At 31.2% G+C, this 16,873-nt stretch carries 19 protein-coding genes, 1 pseudogene and 1 riboswitch; of the genes and pseudogenes, 11 read left to right on the top strand and 9 right to left on the bottom strand.

Features of this window, described 5'->3' with window-relative positions:
* Positions 1-99: 99 nt before the first annotated feature.
* The 4 genes from NZ841_04395 to NZ841_04410 form a co-directional block, all read right to left on the bottom strand.
* Positions 100-732 carry a cyclodeaminase/cyclohydrolase family protein gene (locus NZ841_04395; protein MCS7201995.1) on the bottom strand — a complete coding sequence of 211 codons (633 nt, stop codon included), beginning with the start codon at positions 730-732 and terminating at the stop codon, positions 100-102.
* A gap of 14 nt (positions 733-746) precedes the next feature.
* Positions 747-1,946 (bottom strand): pyridoxal phosphate-dependent aminotransferase family protein, encoded by a 1,200-nt coding sequence (locus tag NZ841_04400; GenBank protein MCS7201996.1) that lies wholly within the window; start codon positions 1,944-1,946, stop codon positions 747-749.
* 80 nt (positions 1,947-2,026) lie between these two features.
* Positions 2,027-2,941, bottom strand: a complete 915-nt coding sequence (locus tag NZ841_04405; GenBank protein MCS7201997.1) for a TIGR00269 family protein — start codon at positions 2,939-2,941, stop codon at positions 2,027-2,029.
* A gap of 3 nt (positions 2,942-2,944) precedes the next feature.
* Positions 2,945-3,160 carry a MoaD/ThiS family protein gene (locus NZ841_04410; protein MCS7201998.1) on the bottom strand — a complete coding sequence of 72 codons (216 nt, stop codon included), beginning with the start codon at positions 3,158-3,160 and terminating at the stop codon, positions 2,945-2,947.
* Positions 3,161-3,254: 94 nt separating this feature from the next.
* Positions 3,255-3,365, top strand: a riboswitch (TPP riboswitch).
* 49 nt (positions 3,366-3,414) lie between these two features.
* On the opposite strand from NZ841_04410, the gene NZ841_04415 reads away from it, so the two are divergent.
* Together NZ841_04415 and NZ841_04420 are read left to right on the top strand one after the other, a co-directional pair.
* A complete protein-coding gene (locus NZ841_04415) occupies positions 3,415-4,224 on the top strand; it encodes an energy-coupled thiamine transporter ThiT (protein MCS7201999.1) in 810 nt (269 codons plus the stop codon).
* Positions 4,221-4,862 carry a thiamine diphosphokinase gene (locus NZ841_04420; protein ID MCS7202000.1) on the top strand — a complete coding sequence of 214 codons (642 nt, stop codon included), beginning with the start codon at positions 4,221-4,223 and terminating at the stop codon, positions 4,860-4,862. Before NZ841_04415 ends, NZ841_04420 begins: the two co-directional genes overlap by 4 nt.
* 11 nt (positions 4,863-4,873) lie before the next feature.
* On the opposite strand, the gene NZ841_04425 is transcribed toward NZ841_04420, so the two are convergent.
* Positions 4,874-5,191, bottom strand: coding sequence for an ABC transporter permease (locus tag NZ841_04425; GenBank protein MCS7202001.1), 318 nt, complete (start codon positions 5,189-5,191; stop codon positions 4,874-4,876).
* 155 nt (positions 5,192-5,346) lie between these two features.
* Positions 5,347-5,553, bottom strand: a complete 207-nt coding sequence (locus tag NZ841_04430; protein ID MCS7202002.1) for an ATP-binding cassette domain-containing protein — start codon at positions 5,551-5,553, stop codon at positions 5,347-5,349.
* Between NZ841_04430 and NZ841_04435 the strand changes: the two genes are divergently transcribed.
* The 8 genes and pseudogenes from NZ841_04435 to NZ841_04470 all read left to right on the top strand — a co-directional run bounded on the left by NZ841_04435 (position 5,537) and on the right by NZ841_04470 (position 13,977).
* Positions 5,537-5,812, top strand: a complete 276-nt coding sequence (locus NZ841_04435) for a hypothetical protein (protein MCS7202003.1) — start codon at positions 5,537-5,539, stop codon at positions 5,810-5,812. The genes NZ841_04430 and NZ841_04435 overlap by 17 nt on opposite strands.
* Positions 5,813-6,003: 191 nt before the next feature.
* Positions 6,004-6,132, top strand: a complete 129-nt coding sequence (locus tag NZ841_04440; protein MCS7202004.1) for a hypothetical protein — start codon at positions 6,004-6,006, stop codon at positions 6,130-6,132.
* Positions 6,133-6,151: 19 nt separating this feature from the next.
* Positions 6,152-6,550: a hypothetical protein gene (locus tag NZ841_04445; GenBank protein ID MCS7202005.1), complete on the top strand. Its 399-nt coding sequence runs from the start codon at positions 6,152-6,154 to the stop codon at positions 6,548-6,550.
* A gap of 14 nt (positions 6,551-6,564) precedes the next feature.
* Positions 6,565-8,388, top strand: a complete 1,824-nt coding sequence (locus NZ841_04450; GenBank protein MCS7202006.1) for a DUF5060 domain-containing protein — start codon at positions 6,565-6,567, stop codon at positions 8,386-8,388.
* A gap of 343 nt (positions 8,389-8,731) precedes the next feature.
* Positions 8,732-9,725: pseudogene (locus NZ841_04455) on the top strand (transposase).
* Between the two features lie 397 nt (positions 9,726-10,122).
* Complete coding sequence (gene gyrA / locus NZ841_04460) at positions 10,123-12,552, top strand: DNA gyrase subunit A (GenBank protein ID MCS7202007.1); 2,430 nt, start codon at positions 10,123-10,125, stop codon at positions 12,550-12,552.
* Positions 12,549-12,965, top strand: a complete 417-nt coding sequence (locus NZ841_04465) for an archease (GenBank protein MCS7202008.1) — start codon at positions 12,549-12,551, stop codon at positions 12,963-12,965. Before gyrA ends, NZ841_04465 begins: the two co-directional genes overlap by 4 nt.
* Position 12,966: 1 nt before the next feature.
* Positions 12,967-13,977, top strand: coding sequence for a DUF933 domain-containing protein (locus NZ841_04470; protein ID MCS7202009.1), 1,011 nt, complete (start codon positions 12,967-12,969; stop codon positions 13,975-13,977).
* A 9-nt stretch (positions 13,978-13,986) separates the two neighbouring features.
* Here NZ841_04470 and NZ841_04475 read toward each other — a convergent pair whose 3' ends face one another.
* The 3 genes from NZ841_04475 to NZ841_04485 are packed head-to-tail and all read right to left on the bottom strand — an operon-like array spanning position 13,987 to position 15,485.
* Positions 13,987-14,421 carry an OsmC family protein gene (locus tag NZ841_04475; protein ID MCS7202010.1) on the bottom strand — a complete coding sequence of 145 codons (435 nt, stop codon included), beginning with the start codon at positions 14,419-14,421 and terminating at the stop codon, positions 13,987-13,989.
* Between the two features lie 13 nt (positions 14,422-14,434).
* Complete coding sequence (locus NZ841_04480; GenBank protein MCS7202011.1) at positions 14,435-15,061, bottom strand: iron-sulfur cluster assembly scaffold protein; 627 nt, start codon at positions 15,059-15,061, stop codon at positions 14,435-14,437.
* Between the two features lie 4 nt (positions 15,062-15,065).
* Complete coding sequence (locus NZ841_04485; protein ID MCS7202012.1) at positions 15,066-15,485, bottom strand: Rrf2 family transcriptional regulator; 420 nt, start codon at positions 15,483-15,485, stop codon at positions 15,066-15,068.
* 187 nt (positions 15,486-15,672) lie between these two features.
* Between NZ841_04485 and rhaI the strand changes: the two genes are divergently transcribed.
* Positions 15,673-16,866, top strand: a complete 1,194-nt coding sequence (gene rhaI, locus NZ841_04490) for an L-rhamnose isomerase (protein ID MCS7202013.1) — start codon at positions 15,673-15,675, stop codon at positions 16,864-16,866.
* Positions 16,867-16,873: the final 7 nt, after the last annotated feature.

The following is a 16,873-nucleotide window of genomic DNA, read 5'->3' on the forward strand; positions in this document are numbered from 1 at the left end:
CCTCCCTATTTAAATTTCTAATAATAATACGGAGAAAATTATAAAAAGGTTGCAGAGAGTAAAAAAGAAGATAAATGGAAAGGGGGATTTATTTACCCCCTATTTTATTAAGAATTGTTCTACTTGGTTATAAATCTGATCTGCAATTTTTATTCCTTCTAATAAAAGATTTTTTGCTTTTTCTTTTATTTCTCTAGTAAAATCCTCATCTTTTATATATTTAAGATTGATAATAACATTAAGCCAGCCACCTTGAATCGCAGATTTCATACAAAGAGCAGAAACACCAATATCACTCACAACATTAGGATTAGTTTTTCCTACACATTTCTCTAATAACTTGAGAAATGATAATCCCTTCTCCATTATGGATAAGGGAACCAAAGTAGCATCCTTTAATGCTTTTTCTAAAGCCTCTCTTCTTGCTTCCTTTTGTTCTTCAGTATCCTTTGGCATTTTATAGGCTCGAGAAACTTTATTAAAAGCAGTAGTATCTTCTTCTATTAAGTTTAGAAATTCCTTTTGTAGATTCTCAGACTCCTTTAATATTTCCAGTAAAAATTCCTCTTGATCTTTGAACTTTTCCTTCCCCATAGTGAGATTAATAACCATAGAGGATAAAGCAGAACCTATTGCTCCTAAGAGGGCAGAAGCAGAGCCACCCCCAGGTGCTGGTTCTTTAGACGCTAAAAGCATTATAAATTGCTCTACACTGTGATTAATTATTGGCATAAAAATCCTCCTTTTTATATTATTCCAATCTTTTTACCTGCCTTCTCAAATATTTCTAAGGCTCTATCAATCTGCTCCTCAGTATGAGTTGCCATATAACTTGTTCTCAATAAAGATTGATTGGGAGGAACACCAGGAGGAAGAACGGGATTACAGTATACTCCTAATTCAAAGAGTTCCTTCCACATAAATATGGTCTTCCATCTATCCCTTATATATACAGGAATTATGGGAGTACAACTATTTCCCACATCAAACCCTAAAGATTTTAAGCCCTCTCTCATTCTATTAGATATTTTCCAAAGTCTTTCTATTCTCTCAGGTTCTTCTTGCATGACTTCTAGGGCTGCCAATGCAGCTGCAGTATTTGCAGGAGACATGCTAGCACTGAATATAAAAGATCTGGCATTATGTTTAATATAGAATATTACTTCTTCGTCTCCAGCTATAAAACCCCCTAAACTAGCAAAAGATTTACTAAAAGTTCCCATAATAATGTCCACACTATCCTCTAATCCAAAATAATTAGCAGTTCCTCTTCCATGATCCCCTAAAACTCCAATGGAGTGAGCATCATCTACCATTAGTCGAGCAGAATATTTTTTACAAAGCTTAACAATCTCTGGAAGAGGTGCTATATCTCCAGCCATAGAAAACACTCCATCCACTATAACCAGTTTTCCTGCATCTTCAGGACAACTTCTCAATACATTCTCTAAATCCTCCATATCATTATGCTTAAATCTTAACATTTTACCGTAGGACATCTTACATCCATCAATTATTGACGCATGATCTTCTTTGTCTGTTATTGCAATATCATCCTTTCCAATAAGAGCTGAAATTGTACCCACATTAGTCTGATATCCTGTTGAAAAAACTATACATGCTTCTTTATGTAGAAATTCTGCTAATTTTTCCTCCAATTCTCTATGTAAGGCTAAAGTTCCATTCATAAAACGAGATCCTGTACAACTAGTACCATATTTTCTAATGGCATTAATAGCAGCTTCTTTTACCTTAGGATGAGTGGTAAGTCCTAAATAATTATTAGAACCTAGCATAATAAGCCTTCTTCCATTAATAACCACCTCAGTTCCTTCAGTTTCCTCCAATGGCAGGAAGTAGGGATAAATTCCCTGCTCAATAGCATATTTTGCATCAAATAAAGGATGCCCTGGAGCTAAATTTAAACATTTTTCAAATAAATCCATTTAAGCATCCCGACCTTTCTTTTTTTCCTATATTTTAAGCTTTAAGAAAGAGAATATCAACTAAAAGAGTTTGAATTTTATTAAAGATTTTGAAGCTTAAGTTTTAGATTACATACGGAACATATCTCAGAAGCTGAAGGTTCGTTACAAATTTTACATTTTTTTATTTTATCTTCCTTTTTGTTAATCAGCAATGGATAGATCTTTTTTAAGAAATTATTGAAAAATCTTATCTTTGTTCCTGGAAATTGCTCCTCAATATCTCCAAGGATTTTTTTATACTTTAAAGAAAGAGCTCCCTTACTTAAAGGGCATTCTTCCTCTATATATTTTATTTTCATAAGAAAAACATATATAGCACTCTCTTTCTCTGTAATTCTACAATATGGTTTTACCTTTCTAATAAATGTATTTTCTAACTCCATAAGCACAGGATATTGTCTTGAAAGATATTCCATATTCCAATTTAGAGTATTTCCAAAAAGTACAGATGTCTCATCGTCAAGATTATGCCCTGTTGCAAGAATATTATAGCCCTTTTCTTTAGCTATTTTATTCATGTAATATCTTTTTATTGTTCCACAAAGGGAACAGGCGGGTTTATTGAATATTTTTTCCTTTATAACAGGAATAGGTGCGATTTCATTTCTCAAATCAACGATATATAAGTTTCTTCCTATTTTTTCTGCAAATTCTTCTGTATATTTTCTACTTTTTTCTGAATATTCATTAATTCCTAAATCAATGTGAAGTCCATCTACCCTATAACCAAGTTTATTTAGAACAAACCATAACCCTAAACTATCTTTACCTCCAGAAACTGCAACTAATATTTTATCCTCTTTTGTAAACATATGAAATTCTTTTATGGTACTTTGTACTCTTCTTTCAAACCATTCAATGAAATGCTCTTTACATAAACTTAGGTTATAGGAAGGTAAATTTACCAATGCTTCCTTCTTAATATTTTTGGTCTTACATATCTTACAATTCATTAATTATCCTCCTGAGACTGCATTTATAACTTCTATCTCATCTTCGGGAGATAAAATACCACTTGACAACACTATTTCTCCATTCTTTACTACAAAAGCATATTCCTTTGAAAGTCCCAAAAATTCTAAAACTTCTTGAGAATTTATTCTATTTTTTTCTAAAGTCAAAGTATATACTTTCCCTCTATATTTAATGTTGAATACATGTTTCTCTTTCATAATTTTAACCTCCTTACTTTAATTTATCTCTTCTTATATCTTCTTCTCACAAGCTTTTATGATATGATATAATAATTCCTAAAAAAATTAAAGAAAGACCTCCCAGGGGAGCTCCTGATATTGGAGCTGAGAGGGTAGCAAAAGCTACCGACCCTTGGAACCTGATCTGGGTAATGCCAGCGAAGGGAGAGGGAGAAAAAAGTTCCTTGCCTTAGCTGGTAAGGAACTTAATTTTTATAAGGAGGATTTTAGAAATGGAAGGAAAAACCATTAGAATCTTAACAGAAGGTGGAATGAGTATCGCTTTAGCTTTACTTCTTTGGTATTTGAAGATTGGAGAGATGCCCCAGGGAGGAAGTATTAGTTTGCAAATGCTTCCTTTATTTATATTTGCTTTAAGATGGGGATTAATTCCTGGGCTTTTTGTGGGATTAGTTTATGGCTTGGTTCATTCTCTTCAAGATCTTTACGTAGTTCATTGGTTTCAATATATATTAGATTATCCTATTGCTTTCTCTTTAATTGGTTTGGCAGGTTTAATAAAAAATTTTAAAACATCTAAAATAGTATCCTTTATAGTAGCTCTTTTGTTTCTTTTGGGTTCAGTAATATTCTTCTTGAATATTTCTTCGGAACTTCCTCAAGCTCAAAAGAATTTAGAGGAGCTAAAATCAAAAATTGAAACTGTATCAGGGGAAGAAAGGGAAGAAATAAAAAAGGAAATTGAAGATCTAGAATTTAAAATAAGATGGTATCCTATTTCTCGAATTGTTATTCTTATTGCAGGAATTTTAGGTAGTGCTCTTCTTATTTATGGGGCACATTTAAGAAAGATAGCTGAACCTCTTGAATTAGGAATATTTATTGGTGGATTAGGAAGATTATTTGCCCATTTTCTATCAGGAATAATTTTCTTCTCCCAGTATGCTCCCCCTGAAACTCCTGCCTGGCTCTATTCTCTAACATATAATCTCTTTGTAGTTGTTCCTAGCACCTTTGTTTGTCTTCCATTAATTCTTCTAATTTATCCAAGAATACAACAAGCTCTTTCCTCGGAAAAATGAAAATATTAATCTTTGCCAATGGGGAAAACAATTTATTAAGAGAAGAGTTAGAAGAAATATTTCCAATTGATAAGATTATTTGTGCAGATGGAGGTACAAAATTTGCTTTAAATATGAATCTGACACCAGATATTATAGTTGGAGATATGGACTCTATTTCCCATGAGATTATCGATAAGATTAAAAGAGAAAAAATAGAATGGAAAATATATCCCAAGGAGAAGGATGAGACGGACTTAGAATTAGCAGTAAAAGAAGCTTTAAAGTATAAACCTAAAATTATTTATTTTGTTGGACTTTTAGGAGGAAGAATAGATCATACCCTGTCCAATTTATTTTTCTTGGAAAGTATAAAAGAAAAGGGAATAGAAGTTATAATACTTGATAGAAAAATAAGAATCACTTTGATGATAGGAGAAGAAGAAAAAATATTTTGGGGAAATGAGGGAGAAATTATCTCCCTCATCCCACTATCGGAAAGGGTGGAAGGTATAATCTTAAAAGGTTTAAAATACCCTTTGAATAATGAAACATTATATAGAAATCTTACAAGGGGAATAAGTAATGAATTCATATCAAAAGAAGCAAAAATAAAAATTTCTTTTGGGACCCTTATAGTTATTCACTTCCTTTCTTAAAATTTTTCTTTCTATGCTATACTTCTTTTAAATTCATTTCTTGCAATAAAAAGCATTATTAAAGCTAAGAATAATATATAAGAAAATCCTTTAATTAAATCTTCCATTTCCCATCCTGAAATCACAAGAGTTCTTAGAGGATTAACAACATAAGTAATAGGATTCCATCTTGCTATAGTTGCAAGCCAATCTGGCATAATTTGTATTGGAAACATGGCACTACTCGAAAACATAAGAGGCATTGTAAGAAAATTTATTACTGCAGTAAGTACTTCCATACTTTTAATTCTTGAAGCAATAGCTATGGAAAAGCCTGCCTGCTCTTTCATAAAGTCTTAATAATTTTAGAAATTCTTCGGAACGTTCCTTTATTATATCCTTAGGAATATGGTAGAACCTCCCTTGAATATATGTTTTCCCATCCTGTTAAAGTATCATCAACTGTTAGATTCTGAGACACATAACCAATATCTCTTCTCACCTCTTAAGGTTGACGAGCCACATCATATCCTAATATTTTTACAGAACCGCTGGTTTGTTTAAGCAATGTGGTAAGAATCATTATAGTAGAAGTTTTTCCAGCCCCATTAGGTCCTAAAAAACTAAAAATTTCTCCCTCTTCTACTTCAAAAGATATTCCTTTTACTGCCTCAATATTTCCAAAGGGCGAGAAAGTGGAATATAGTTCCATAGAGAAGTTTATAAGAAATTCACTACATCCTTATTCTCAAGGGATTATAGGTTCCACTTTGGATGTAGGGACAAAAGAGGTCTCCTTAAGACCAATTCCTGGAAATCCTCCAAATCTTATAAATCCCCCTATAGAATGTAGATTTCATCCAAGATGCCAATATACTCTATGTAAAGAAATTGAGCCAAAATTAGAAGGAATAGAAGACAGTCATAAAATCTCATGTCATTTAGTGAAGGGAATAAGGTTAAATGCCTAAGCTTCTTTTAGTAAAAAACTTAAAAAATATCTTCCTAGGGGAAGAAAAGTTTTAAAAACAGTAGATAATATTTCTTTTTCTATAAATGTAGGAGAGAACAGTTCTAAAAATCTACATTAGGTAGAACTATTTTAAGACTTCTTGAACCAAATGATGGAAAAATTATCTTTGATAGTGTAAACTTAAGAAGAATGGAAGAAGGATTAAGAAAAATAAGAATGTTTATGAAAATAATATTTCAAGATCCCTTAGCTTTTTTAAATCCTCAAAAGACTATAGGACAGGCTATTGAAGATCTATTGATCATTCAGAATATATGAATAAAGAAAAAAATTAGTTATGGATCTTCTTGATACTGTGGGTATTGGAAGGGAATTTATAGACTCTTTCCCTTATGAGTTCTCTGGTAGACAACAGCAAAGTGTTGGAATTGTAAGAACTTTGGCATTAAATTCCAAGTTTATTGTATGTGATGAACCAGTATCTTCTCTAGATGTATCTAAAGAAAGAACTTTTTGGAAATCTATTACACCCATATACAAATTATTCCTTTTGTCAGTACCAAAAATGCCTAAGGACGGAGACTGGCAAAAAACCTTCCCTTCATTAAAGGGAAAAATCCCATCTCCAATTGACCTGCCTGCAGAATGTAGATTCCATTCCCATTGTGAATATGGAGAAAACAAGAACCATTATTTAAAGAAATTTCTCAAGGACATTTTGTTTCCTACCATTTAGTATAGGAGGAAAAGATGGAAAAATTATATATCTTTCTTATTTTTGGGTTAATTTTTTTCCTTTTCAAGATAGTTGGCTGTATTCCTAAAGAAGAAACAAAAGAAATAGTTGAATATCAAACTTATATAACAAAATATGCTGATAATAGAACTTTAAAAATTAATGATATAAAAATTCTAAAAGAAAAAATAGAAAAATATAGCCTTTTTGAAATAATTCTTGATATTCAGGGTACATATAATAATCCCTTTGATCCAGAAGAAATAGATATATTAGGTCATTTTACTGATCCTGATGGAAAAGAAATCATTATCCCAGGATTTTTCTATCAAGAGTATGAGAGGGAATTAAAAGTAGATTACGAGGACTTAACTCCTATTTCTGAACCACAATTTAGGATAAGATTTTCCCCTATTAAAACTGGAATCTACAAATTTTATGTTTCTGTAAAGGATAGAACAGGAAAATATGAAACTTCTCAAATTTATAGTTTTGAAGTTATTAATTCTAAAAATCCAGGATTTGTTAGAACAAGTAAAAAAGATTTCCATTACTTTGAATTTGATAATGGAGAACCTTTTATTCCTATAGGTTCTAATGTTTGTTGGGCAGGAATGAAGGGAACTTTTGATTTTGATATCTGGCTTCCCAAATATGCAGAAGTAGGAGGAAATTATTTTAGAGTTTGGCTTGGACCATCTTGGACTACCTTTGCCTTAGAAAGAAGCTCTGTAAGGGAATATGATTTAAAGAACGCATGGAGACTTGATTACATTCTTGATCTTTCTTCAAAACTTGGTCTTTATGTAATGCTTTGTTTTGATAGTTATAACGAGCTAAGATATCAAAGGGAGGGATCTTATCCTTTCTGGGAATATACTCCTCATAATGTTAAAAATGGAGGACCATTAAAGGGACCAAGAGAATTTTGGACAAATAAAGAAATGCTTAAATATTATAAAAATAAGATAAGATATCTTATTGCAAGATATGGCTATAGAACTAACGTATTTGCTTGGGAATTATGGAATGAAGTAGACATTATATCTCCTTCCGCTTATATCCCTGAAGAGGTAAGAAATTGGCATGATGAAATGTCTAAATATATAAAATATTTAGATCCATGGGATCATTTAATTACTTCAAGTTTTGCATCATCACTAGGAAAATCTGATATTGATAGACTTTCTAATATTGATTTTGTTCAAACACATATTTATCAAAATAAAAACTATATAGAGTCATTAATGAGCCTTATTGAGTATAAAGAGAAATATAAAAAACCTCATCTTGTAGGAGAGTTTGGACTTGATGCAGGAGGTAATGATCCTTGGATAGATCCTCAAGGATATGCAATCCATAATGCCATATGGACTACTTTACTGTCTGGATCTTGTGGTTCTGCTATGTCATGGTGGTGGGATAACCATATTCATCCTAATGATCTCTATTTCCATTACAAGGCTCTTAAGGAATTTATAAAGGATATTAAATTTACTGAGGAAGATTTCAAAAGAGTTAAGGATTGTAAAATATCAGGAACAAATAGAAATTTAAAGGTCTTAGGATTAAATGGTAAAAATTATACTCTTCTTTGGCTTTATGATTCCAATATAGTTTACACTTATAAAAAAGAACTTCCTAAAATTTTCCCTGAAAATATCTTAGGAATTCTTTCTCTTCCTATGGAAAAAGGAAAATATAAAGTAATAATCTTTGATACTTATAAAGGAGAAGTAATAAAAGAGGAAATAGTTGAAAATTCAATTAATGAACTTAAAGTAAATATTCCTAATTTTGAAAGAGATATGGGTATTAAAATTCAATTATTGAGGTGAGGAATTAGACATGAAAAAAATTTCTAATTTTATTAATAATTATCTTAATTTTTATAGGGAGGATTTCTGGTATATATAAGCAATGGGGTGTTACTAGATGTAGGATTTGACCATGTAAGAATACCTATGAGGGGGAATTCTTATGCTGAATATAAACAACCCTATAAAATATCTACTTTTATCTTTGAAAGGGTAGATTCCTTAATTAATGAAACTTGCAAAATAATATATATGTAATTAAATATTCATCATTATGAAGAAATTATGCAGGAGCCAGGAGTTAAAATAATTTTGTGTCTATTTCTAATATCATGAATATATAATAAAATTCTAAATATTAATACCAGATCGTATAGCAATAAGAAAACTTCTGGAATATTTCTTACAAAGAATTATGATATCTGAAAGAGATATCCATCTACAGAAAAAAGAAGAAGACAAAGGAAATGGCTTCTATGAAAGAACTTTAGCAACATCCCTTGGTAAGTTGGAAATCTTTGTTCCAAGAACAAAAAAAGGAAACTTTAGACATAATATTCTTCCAGAACCTTACAAAAGAGTTGAAAAGTCTTATACTGATCTCCTTCTATCTTTAGTTGCAAATGGATACTCTGAATCTTCTCTTACCTCTACTCTTAAGAGTATTAATTTGCCCTACTCAGAAGAAGAGATGAATAAAATCAAAGATGAACTCAAGAATAAATTAGAACTTTTCAAGATTAGAGAACTTCCAGAGGATGCTTTTGCATTAATTATAGATGCTTATCACTGTGAGATAAGGGAGAATACAAAAGTTAAGAAGGCTACATGCTATGTGGTATTAGGGATAGACATGGAAGGAAGAAAAGATAATTTTTGAGTCTATACCTTCTTTGGAAAAGAGAACAAAGATACATGGAGAATAGGATTTGAAGACTTAATAAGCAGAGGACTAAAAAGAGTCTTAGTAATTGTTAGTGATGACTCTCCTTTGATAATAGAGACAATTAAGACAATATTTCCCTTAGCAGATCACCAACTCTGCTTTGTGCGTCTTAAGAGAAATGTGAGAAGACATATGAGCAAGGAAGATGCAAGTCAATTTAATAGAGAATTATCAAGGCTGAAGACTGAAAATTCTTTAGAAGAGGTAGAAGAGAAATTAGGCTTCTTTGTGAGAAGTAAAGGTCAGGAGGATACTTTAATTCCATTAATAATTTGGAAATAAATATTTATCTTCAAAGGGAAAACTTAATACAAACAAAATGGAAACATTCCATACTAAAGATAAATCTCCTTTGTATGAAATAAATCAACTTTTCCAATTAAGGTATCTATGCCAGACACAAAATTCTTGATAAGTCTCAGTTTACCTCAGAAGAGTGATGTTTTCTTCTCCTATCTAAATACAAGGACTTGCATCAATTTGGACTAACATTATTTTCTTCTTCTCTTTTTGATAGGAGAAGAATAACCAAAAGATTTAAGAATTCTTTTGATAGATGAGAAAGAGATTTATTCCTTGTTTGAATAGAATCCCCATACTGCTAAATGAATAATTTTTATCCTTTCCTCTTCTTTTTGAGACAAACAAATACAATCCTTTCTCATAGTAACGTCATTTTCTCGGATTACTTCTCATATGATAATGTCATAAATTGATAACACATTTCAAATTATAGAAAAATTAATTTTTATATGATAAAATAAAGAAACTATTAGAAAAATCTTTATGAATTAATTGATGGGTGATTTATGGAAAAAAATAAGATCTTTTTAGTGGGATTAGAAAAAGAAATGGAAGCATCGTATCTAGATTACGCTATGAGCGTAATCGTAGGACGTGCTTTACCTGAAGCAAGAGACGGACTAAAGCCTGTACAAAGAAGAATTCTTTATTCCATGTATGAATCTGGTGTCCATGCAGGAAAACCATATAAGAAGAGTGCCCACATTGTGGGAAATGTATTAGGAAGATACCATCCCCATGGAGATGCTGCAGTATATGATGCATTAGTAAGAATGGCTCAGGATTTTTCCTTTAGATATCCCCTGGTAGATGGTCATGGAAATTTTGGGTCCATAGATGGAGATGAACCCGCTGCAATGCGATATACTGAGGTAAGATTAACTCCTATCTCCATGGAGATTTTAGAAGATTTAGATAAAGATGTTGTAGATTTTGTTCCTAATTACGATAATTCTTTAAAGGAACCTGTTGTATTACCCTCAAAAGTCCCTCAACTACTAATTAATGGTTCTTCAGGAATTGCGGTAGGGATGGCAACAAATATTCCTCCCCATAATCTTTCAGAAATAATTGATGCCCTTCTATATATAATAGAAAATCCCAATTGTGATATTGAAGAGATATTAAAAATAATTTCCGGTCCTGATTTTCCCACAGGAGGAATAATTATAGGTAAGAAGGGAATAAGAGAAAGTTATCTTACGGGTAAGGGGAAAATTATTATAAGAGCAAAATTAAAGGTAGAAGAAAATAAAAAGGGAGATAAAAGCATAATAATAACGGAAATTCCATATCAAGTTAATAAAGCAAATCTATTAACTCAAATTGCAGAACTAGTACAAGAAAAAAAGATTCAAGGAATAAAAGATTTAAGAGATGAATCCGATAGGCATGGAATAAGAGTGGTTATTGAGCTGAAAAAAGAGGCAGATCCTAAGATAATAATAAATCAATTATATAAGCATACACCTTTAGAAACAACTTATGGAATTATTCTTTTAGCAGTCCTTGATGGACAACCCAAATTATTTAATCTCTTAGAACTTTTAAAAGTTTTTTTAGATCATAGAAAAGAGGTCGTAACAAGAAGAGTTAAATATGATTTGGAAAAGGCTCAAAAAAGGGTCCATATATTAGAAGGACTATTAATAGCCTTACAAAATCTTGATGAAGTAATAAGAATTATAAAAAGCTCTCAAAATACAGAAAAAGCAAAGGAAAATTTAGTTTTGAAATTTAAGCTCTCCCATAATCAAGCTCAAGCAATATTAGAGATGAGGTTACAACAGTTAACCACATTAGAGCGAGAAAAATTAGAAAAAGAGTCAAAAAATCTGTATTCAGAGATTGAAAAATTGAAAAGCATTCTTGAAGATGAAAAACTATTATGGAAGGAAATTTCTGAAGAGTTAAAGGAAATAAAGAAAAAATATGCTGACAAAAGGAGAACAGAAATTCAAGAAGAAGAAAAGGAAAGTCTTACCATTGAAGATTTACTACCCGACAATCCAGAAGTAGTATGCATAACCCAAGAAGGATATATAAAAAGACTTCCTCTTTCCACTTATCAGCTTCAAAGAAGAGGAGGAAAAGGTTTAAATACCTTAGCAAATCAACATCAAGATATAATTACAAACCTTACAATTACTTCAACAAAAAGTAGCTTATTGTTCTTTAGTAATTTAGGAAGGGTTTATTCAATAAAGACCTATGAATTACCAGAAACCTCAAGACAAAGTAAAGGAGCATCTTTAAGGGAATATATCAATTTAAGCGATGAAGAAAAAATTACTGAGATAATTTCTATAAATTCTGATCTCAAAGGAAAATATCTTTTCTTCATTACTTCTAGGGGGACAGTGAAGAAAACATTATTTGATGAGTTTTTAAATGTGAGAAAGGGAGGAATAAACGCTATCTCTTTAGAAAAAGGAGATTTCTTAGTAAATGTTCTTCTAACCTCTGGAGAGGATGAAGTTATGCTCTTTACTAAGAAGGGATTTGCTATTAGAATAAGCGAGAAACAGGTAAGAGAAATGGGAAGAAATGCTCAAGGTGTGATCGGAATAAAACTACAAGAGGAAGATTATGTTATTGGAGGCATTATTGTAAAAGAAGGGAAAGATATCCTACTGGTGACTTCTAATGGTTTTGGAAAAAGGATTAGTATTAATGAGTTCCATGTTCAAGGAAGAGGAGGAAGAGGAGTAAGAGCCATAAAAATCTCAAAGAAAACAGGAGAATTAATTCAAGTTAAAGATATAGCAGAAGATGATGAAATTCTTTTAAGCACTTCAAGAGGGCAAATTATAAGACTTGCAGGAAATTCCATACCAGTTCAGAAGAGGAATTCTCAAGGAGTTAAATTAGTTTCTCTTTCATCTGAGGATCAAGTCATAGCCTTAGATTTAATAGGTGATATTAATAAAAAATGAAAAGGTATGAACTTCTAGACCATACTGCAGATATAGGAATCATAGCTTATGGCCCCACAAAAGAATCTGCCTTTGAGGCTTGTGCAGAAGCAATGTTTGATTTAATTACACCAATTTCTGAGATTTCTGAAAAAACAAGATTTGATATAGAAGTTGATGCTGAAGATTTAGAATCTTTACTAGTTACTTGGCTAAACGAGTTATTGTACGTTTTTGAAGTAAAGGGACTTATCTTCAAAAGATTCGAAGTTGTTTTAATAGGTAATGAGCAATTGATTAGTCATGGCTACGGTGAAAAATTTGATCCTAAGAAACATGTTTTACAAAGAGAAATTAAAGCAGTAACTTATAATTTATTAAAGATCGAGAATCAGGGAGACAAATGGTGTATCCAATTAGTCTTTGATATATAAAATGGCTATTTTAATCATAGGAAGAAAGGGCTCAGGAAAAAGTACCCTCTTAAAGATTCTCTCTCAAGGAAAAGGAAATATAAAGCCCTTTGACATAAATATTCATGCTGTACCTAAAGAGGATGATAGATTAATTCACCTCTCCAAAGTTTTTCAAAGTAAAACTTTAACTCCTATTCATATGGATTTTATAGATTTTCCATTGGATGCAACCTTCACAAAAAAGACTCCTCAACTTACTACGTACGTCCAAAGATCTGATCTTATTTTATATATAATTCCCCTTTTTCTTGAAGAAAAAAATCCTTTAGAAGAAATAAAAGAGGAAGAAAATGAAATTATATTGAATGACTTAGAAATCTGCGAAAGGCTTCTTAAAGATAGAAGAATAAATATTGCGGAAAAAACTCTTTTAGAAAAAGTCCATCAATATTTAATGGAGGAAAAACCTTTAAGTTCTTGTGATCTAAGATTAGATGAAATAAAAATGTTAACTGCATGGAATTTTTTAAGCCTAAAACCTATATTTTATTTAATTAACGTTTCTCAAGATTTTATGGAAAAGAAAGAAGAGATTGATTCAATTAAAAATTCACTGTATGTAGAAAAAAAGCAATATCTTGTTTTTTCTGCAAGTTTAGAAGAAGAAATCTTAGAGATGGATATAAAAGATAAATCAGAATATCTTTCTTTATTTGGTTTTGAAAAAACTATAAAAGAAAGATTATATGAGATAATTTTTAATTATTTTGACTTGATTACTTTTTTTACAGGAAATGAAAAGGAAGTAAGAGCGTGGAAACTAAAAAAGGGAAGCTCTGTATTAGAAGCTGCAGGAACAATACATACTGATTTAGCAAAGGGATTTATAAGAGCAGAAGTTATCTCTTGGGATAAATTAGTTTCAGCAGGAAGCTGGAAAACAGCCCAACAAAATGGCTTAATATCCCTTGAAAAAAAAGAATATATTGTAAAAGAGGGAGACGTAATTTTTATAAGATTTCATCTTTAAAGGAATCTTTTAGTCTAAAGTGATATTAAGATTTACTGGGTTTTTAATAATATCAGATACAGGACATCTTTTCTCTACTAATTGAATTAATTCTTCTAATTTCTCTCTTTCTAGGGGGGAATCAATCTTTATCTTTACTCTTACCTCTTGATAACCTGCTCTAATATTTGGATTTCCCATAAATCCTTGGGGATCTAAATCTCCTTCCGCTAAAATCTTTATACTATTGATAGGAATATTTTTTTCCTTTGCTACTATAGAGATCATAATACCTAAACAGCCAATTAGAGATGCTAAAACTACTTCTACTGGATTGGGAGCAGAGTCTTCTCCTCCGAGAGATTGAGGTTCATCCACCATTATAGTAAACTTTTCTCTAATTTCTGTTTCTACTTTTAGACCTCCCAACCATTTTCCTTCTGCTTTAAAAGTAATAGTTCCCATACAAATTTCCTCCTTAATATACAAACTTTATCTCGATCTCACTAATCTCCGGAATTTTTCTTAATCTTTCTTCTATCTCTTCCTTTATATGATTCTTGAAAGGATCCTCTGGCGAAATTAATAATTCAATATATACCTTTCCTTTTTCATTTACATTTAAATAATTTACCATTTTTAAGGAAAGAATATCCATGGATAAATTGGGATATAAAATTTGAGATAATATTTCAATAATATTTTCTTTAGTTAACTTTTCTTCTTTTTTCTCTCCTAAGTAATTTTTAATTGCGGATTTTAGTCCATCCACTGCCAACACAGAACAATGCATCTTTACAGGAGGAAGACCTCCAAGAGCCTCTGTTACATCCTTCCATGTAATTTTCAAGGCTTCATCTATAGTTTTTCCTTTCACCATTTCTGTAAGCATAGATCCCGTAGCGATATTGGAAGCACATCCAAAGGACTGAAACTTAATATCTATTATTTTTCTTGTCTCTTTATCTACTTTTAAATAAACAACTATTTGATCTCCACATGCAGGACTTCCCTCTATAGCCATGGCATCTGCATCCTCTATTACTCCCACGTTTCTTGGATTTCTAAAATGCTCAAGAACTATGTCCGAATATTGTAATGGCATATTCTTATACCTCCAAAGATTCCTTTGAAGCAATAAAATCCTTCAAAGTATATTTTTTAAGAACACTTTTCATAGCATCATTTAATTCCTTCCAAAGGGGTCTTGTAAGACAAGTAGGAGCCCTTTTACATTTTGATCCATTTTCTATACATAAGACTAAGGTTATTCGACCTTCTAATGCTTCTATAACTTCAAAAACACTAATATCCTCAGGTCTCCTATTTAAACTGTATCCCCCTTCTGCACCTACTTCCGCTTTCACAAATCCCTTTTGAGAAAGAATTCTCATGATTCTCTCTAGATATCTCAAAGGAATTTCCTCGTTTTGAGCTATAGTTCTTACACTGATAGGGGATTTTTCTTGATTATTAGCAAGATAAATTAAAGCTCTTAAACCATATCTTGACCTTGTTGATAATTTCATTATTCATGCACCTCTTTTAAAATTACTACTTTTTTAGGATTATTTTATGCTTTAATAAAAAGAATGTCAATAGAAAAGGAATTTTAATTTTTGACAGAAATCATAGGATAATGATATATTGAAGATAAAAAAAATTGAAAGCTTATATGAAAAACAATTAAAAAAATTTGAACAAGGAGGAATTTTTATGATGAATTATGAAAAAAGTTATGAGATATTAAAAAGTAAGTTAGAAGAGAAAGGAATTGATATTAGAAAAGTTGAGGAAAAACTTAAAAGCTTCAAGGTTGAAACTCCTAGCTGGGGATATGGTGATTCAGGAACTCGTTTCGCAGTATTCAAGCAAAAAGGCTCCGCAAGAAATGTAAAGGAAAAAATTCAAGATTCCGCTATAGTTCATAAACTTACTGGGATATGTCCTACTGTTGCTTTACATATTCCTTGGGATATGTATGATGATTGGGATGAACTTTTAAATTATTGCAAATCTTTGGGGGTAAGACCTGGAGCTATAAATCCTAATCTTTTTCAGGAAGATGATTATAAACTGGGAAGTTTGTGCCATCCCGAAAAAAGGGTAAGAGAAAAAGCTATAAAGCATATACTAGAATGCATAGAAATTGCTAAAAAATTGGGTTCAAGAGATATTTCTTTATGGCTTGCAGATGGAACAAATCATCCTGGACAAGATGATTTTAGAAGAAGAAAAAAAAGATTAGAAGAAAGTTTAGAAGAAGTTTATAAACATTTAACAGCAGATATGCGTCTTCTTATTGAATATAAATTTTTTGAACCTGCTTTCTATCATACTGATATTCCCGATTGGGGAACAGCCTTTATGCTATGTAATAAATTGGGAGAAAGAGCCTATGTACTTATAGATTTAGGGCATCATCCTTTAGGTACAAATATTGAACAGATTGTCGCTATTCTTTTAGATGAAGGGAAACTAGGTGGTTTCCATTTTAACAATAAAAAATATGCAGACGATGATTTAACTACAGGTTCCATAAATCCCTATGAGCTTTTCTTAATATTTAATGAATTAGTATCTGCAGAAGAGGATGGTTTAAAGGTAGATATTGCATATATGATAGATGAATCCCATAACCTAAAACCTAAGATTGAGGAAATGATTCAAAGTGTAGAAAATATTTATAAGACTTATGCAAAGGCACTAATAATAGATAGAAAAATGCTAAGAAAATATCAAGAAGAACAAGATATTGTGATGGCAGAAAATGTCCTTATTTCTGCCTTTGATACCGATGTAATGCCATTAATATATAAAGTAAGAGAAGAAATGGGGGTTCCTTTAGATCCACTAAAAGCTTTTAGAGAAAGCGGATATATGGAAAAAATAATTAAGGAAAGAAGCTAAAGGGGGA

The organism is Dictyoglomus sp., from assembly GCA_025060475.1.
Taxonomy (GTDB): domain Bacteria; phylum Dictyoglomota; class Dictyoglomia; order Dictyoglomales; family Dictyoglomaceae; genus NZ13-RE01.